The 3,879-nt window shown below is 70.3% G+C and carries 4 protein-coding genes; 1 reads left to right on the top strand and 3 read right to left on the bottom strand.

The window, feature by feature from the left end; genetic code table 11:
- Nucleotides 1-603 precede the first annotated feature (603 nt).
- Entirely contained in the window at nt 604-1,611 is a 1,008-nt protein-coding gene (locus IE217_RS34230; protein WP_190181862.1) for a stage II sporulation protein M, read from the bottom strand.
- A 132-nt stretch (nt 1,612-1,743) separates the two neighbouring features.
- Here IE217_RS34230 and IE217_RS34235 point away from each other — a divergent pair, with 132 nt between their 5' ends.
- Nucleotides 1,744-2,778 carry an RDD family protein gene (locus tag IE217_RS34235; protein ID WP_190181863.1) on the top strand — a complete coding sequence of 345 codons (1,035 nt, stop codon included), beginning with the start codon at nt 1,744-1,746 and terminating at the stop codon, nt 2,776-2,778.
- Nucleotides 2,779-2,820: 42 nt separating this feature from the next.
- Here the strand turns inward: IE217_RS34235 and IE217_RS34240 are convergent, their stop codons facing one another.
- Complete coding sequence (locus IE217_RS34240) at nt 2,821-3,438, bottom strand: hypothetical protein (protein ID WP_190181864.1); 618 nt, start codon at nt 3,436-3,438, stop codon at nt 2,821-2,823.
- A 134-nt stretch (nt 3,439-3,572) separates the two neighbouring features.
- Nucleotides 3,573-3,879 (bottom strand): adenosylhomocysteinase (locus IE217_RS34245; protein WP_190181865.1); only part of this gene is annotated, 307 nt, incomplete at its 5' end.

Consider the following 3,879-nt stretch of genomic DNA (forward strand, 5'->3'; position numbering starts at 1 on the left):
TGAGCCAGGATCAAACTCTCCGTGAATGTGTACTCGGCCAGAAATAAATTCAGCCGGTGCAACACACACGAGAGCGGAACCACCGGAGGAATAGTCCAGTGGTTCACAGCGTCCTCGCTGTGTTTTTTCAAAGGAACCTCGCCCCAGCCGTATCGGCCGGAGACGGGGTATCAACATATCTGGCGTTGACTTTTGGCACGCTGTTGAGTTCTCAAGGAACGGACGCTTCCTTCGTACTCACCCTCTCGGGCTTTCCTCCGGGCGCTTCCCTTCGGTGTTTCCGACTCTATCAGATCTTTTTCCGATCCGATTTCCTCGGCGCTTTCCAGGTTTCCGCTCTCGCGGTTCCCTTTCCGGCGGATCCGACTTTATCAGAAGCTTCGAGCCGGTCTGATCGGCCTTCGCTTTCCGATTTCATCGGGATGGCTTCTTGGAGTCGATGCGATCGACCTTTTTTAAGAAGCAGACAGATGCTCACTGGCTGCCGGCTGGGTCGTAACCCATCTCCAGGCAACTGTTCGAATCTACCTCCCCGCCCGGTCCGTGTCAACGGCTCCGGTGGGGCGAAGAGGAGACTAGCAGCTCAGAAGGCGCCGACGCACATCAGGCGGCCATCGGCACGCTGGCGCTGCGCTCGGTTGCCTCAAGGTCACCGGTCTCGCCGGCGCGCGCGGCGCGACCGCCGAGGACGTACACGTAGGCGAGGAAGGACCCCTCGGCGAGGACGCCGATGCCGATGCGGGCCCAGGTGGGCAGGCCCGACGGGGTCACGAAGCCCTCGATCGCCCCGGACACGAAGAGGACCAGGGCAAGGCCGATCGCCATCCCCACGGCCGACCGGCCTTCCTCGGCGAGTGCCGTGCGGCGGGTGCGCGGACCGGGGTCTATGACGGTCCAGCCGAGACGCAGGCCCGTGCCGGCGGCGACGAAGACCGCGGTCAGTTCGAGCAGGCCGTGCGGGAGGACCAGGCCGAGGAACGTGTCCAGCCGGCCGGCCGAGGACATCAGCCCTATGCCGACGCCGAGGTTGAGCATGTTCTGGAAGAGGATCCAGAGGACCGGCAGTCCGAGGAAGACGCCCAGGACCAGGCACATGGCGGTGGCCTGGGCGTTGTTCGTCCATACCTGGGCCGCGAAGGCGGCCGCGGGATGGCTGGAGTAGTAGGTCTCGTACTCGCCGCCGGGACGGGTGAGCTGCCGCAGTTCGCCGGGCGCGGCGATCGTCGCCTGCACCTCGGGATGCGTGCCGATCCACCAGCCCAGGAGGACGGCGACGACGGTGGAGACGAGCGCCGTCGGCACCCACCAGTGGCGTGAGCGGTAGACCGCCGCCGGGAAGCCCTCCAGCAGGAAGCGGGTGACGTCGCGCCATGAGGCGCGGCGCGTTCCGGTGACGGCGCTGCGGGCGCGTGCCACGAGCTGGCTGAGCCGGCCGGTGAGCTGGGGGTCGGGGGCGCTGGACTGGATCAGGGAGAGGTGCGTGGCCGTGCGCTGGTAGAGGAAGACCAGTTCGTCGGTCTCAGCGCCGGTGAGGCGGCGCCGGCGGCGGAGCAGGGCGTCGAGGCGGTCCCACTCGGCTCGGTGGGCGGAGACGAAGACGTCGAGGTCCATCGTGTCTGCCTGCTCCTCGGCTGGTTGTCCGGCTGCCCGGCGGATGTGTCAGGTTGTCGTACTACGGCGCGGTCGTGCTCAGCTTGGCAGACTGGCCGTTCTCGGGGCAGGCCAGGGGAAGGACGGCGGGGCGTGAGCGAGCTGGTGACGGGCGAGGCGGTGGCGCTGGAGTTGCGCCCGGCGAGGCTGCCCAGCAGGGCGTTGGCCGTGCTGCTCGACCTCGCGGTGGCGATCGCCGTGTACGTCGCCGTCAGCGTGGCCGTGGTGGCGGGGACGGCATCCCTCGACGATGCCGCGCAGATCGCGCTGTCGATCGCGAGCTTCCTGCTGGTGCTGGTGGGGGGACCGATCGCGGTCGAGACGCTGAGCCACGGCCGGTCGCTGGGCAAGCTGGCGTGCGGGCTGCGCGTGGTGCGGGACGACGGCGGGCCGATCCGGTTCCGGCACGCGCTGGTGCGCGGTGCGCTGGGCGTGGTCGAGATCCTGATGACGTTCGGGGTCGTCGCCTGCATCGCGTCCCTGGTGTCGGCGCGGGGGCGGCGGCTGGGTGACGTGTTCGCGGGCACGCTCGTCGTGCGGGAGCGGATTCCGGCCGGGCGGGTGACCTTCGTACCCCCGCCGCCTCCTTGGCTGGCCGGGCGCTTCTCGGCGCTCGACCTGTCGGCGGTGCCGGACGGGCTGTGGCTGGCCGTCCGGCAGTACCTGACGCGGATGCAGCAGATGGATCCGCAGGTGGGCTGGGGCGTGGCGCAGCGGCTGGCGGCCGATGTGGCGGCTCGTACGGGGGCTCCGGTGCCGTCCGAGGTGCCGCCGCCGATGTATCTGGCGGCCGTGCTGCACGAGCGGCAGACGCGTGAGGCCCGGCGGACGTTCGGGAGTGGGAGCGGAAAGGGGGGCGGCCAGGGGGAGGCTGCGCAGGTGACGCCCGCGCGGCAGACGCCCTTCGCCCCGCAGACTTCCTTCGCCGCCCCTCAGGCTGCCCTGGCCCCTTCCGCCCCGCAGTCGTCGTGGAGCCCGCCGGTCACGGCTCCGCAGGACACCGGGCCGGCCGAACGGCCCGCTGAGCCCCCCAGGCCGGCCGATTCCCCCGGGCCTGCCCGTCCCCCCGGGCCTGCCCGTCCCGCCGGGCCTGCCGGTCCGGCCACCGGGTTCGTGCCGCCTGCGTAGCGCGGGCGCCGGCCGGTGGCTCGTTCGGGTTTCCGGGGCGGTTCAGGGGGCGAAGACCGACGGCGGTGACTGGAGGTCCTCGAGTTCGATGCCCGGGGCGGCGAGGACCACGTCCCCGGCGAGGTGCACGGTGTGCTGTTCGCCGGTGTCCAGGGCTGTGACCTGGTATTCCTCCACGATCAGAGGGCCGTTGTCAGTGGCGTGTGCTTCTCTTTCCACTAGGGCCCAGGACTGGTCCACGGTACGTGGGGCGAGGACCGGTTCGGTGAAGGAGACGAGGCGTACGCGGGTTGCGGCCGAGGAGGGGGTGAGGCGCAGGAGACGTGCCGTGGCGACGAGGAACGCGGGGGACGTGCCGGTGAAGGCGTGGGCGCGCACATTGCCTTCGGTGGCATGAGTGCCGGTGGGGTCGGTGCGGACCCAGGTGACGCCGTCGAGGGCGGCGCCGCGCACCTGCCAGCTACCGGTGTGCAGTTCGAGGCGGATGGGGCGGCCGAGTTCGTCGAGGGCGAGGTCGACGGAGCCGCGGTGGTCGCCCGAGGGGGTGGTCAGCTGGGAGACGTAGCGCCAGCCGGAAGGGCCGGGGGCGCACTGGAAGTGTTCGTCGGCGAAGGGGGTGTGATCGTGCGGATCGTGGAGCGAATAGCGGCCGCGGGGCATGGGGGTCCTGGGTTCTGAGGTTCGGCTCGGCCGGCCGGGTCGGACGTCGGTGAAAGGGGCAGGCCCCCGGCACGGGGGTGCGGGGGCCTGCCTCTGAGGACCTGGGCGAGACGCGGGGTGCGGCTCGCCGCCGGTCAGTAGCGGTAGTGGTCGGACTTGTACGGTCCGTCGACGTCGACGCCGATGTACGCCGCCTGCTCGGGGCGCAGCCGGGTCAGCTTGACGCCGAGGGCGTCCAGGTGGAGGCGGGCGACCTTCTCGTCCAGGTGCTTGGGCAGCACGTACACGCCCGTCGGGTAGGCGTCGGGCTTGGTGAACAGCTCGATCTGCGCCAGCGTCTGGTCCGCGAACGAGTTCGACATCACGAACGAGGGATGGCCGGTGGCGTTGCCCAGGTTCAGCAGCCGGCCCTCGGACAGCACGATGATCTTCTTGCCGTCC

It is taken from the genome of Streptomyces naganishii JCM 4654 (assembly GCF_014650575.1).
GTDB classification, from domain to species: Bacteria; Actinomycetota; Actinomycetes; order Streptomycetales; family Streptomycetaceae; genus Streptomyces; species Streptomyces naganishii.

Excerpts from the sequence above, each read along its gene's own strand:
- IE217_RS34230 (WP_190181862.1), bottom strand. The coding sequence starts at position 1,611 with ATGGACCTCGACGTCTTCGTCTCCGCCCACCGAGCCGAGTGGGACCGC.
- IE217_RS34240 (WP_190181864.1), bottom strand. The coding sequence starts at position 3,438 with ATGCCCCGCGGCCGCTATTCGCTCCACGATCCGCACGATCACACCCCC.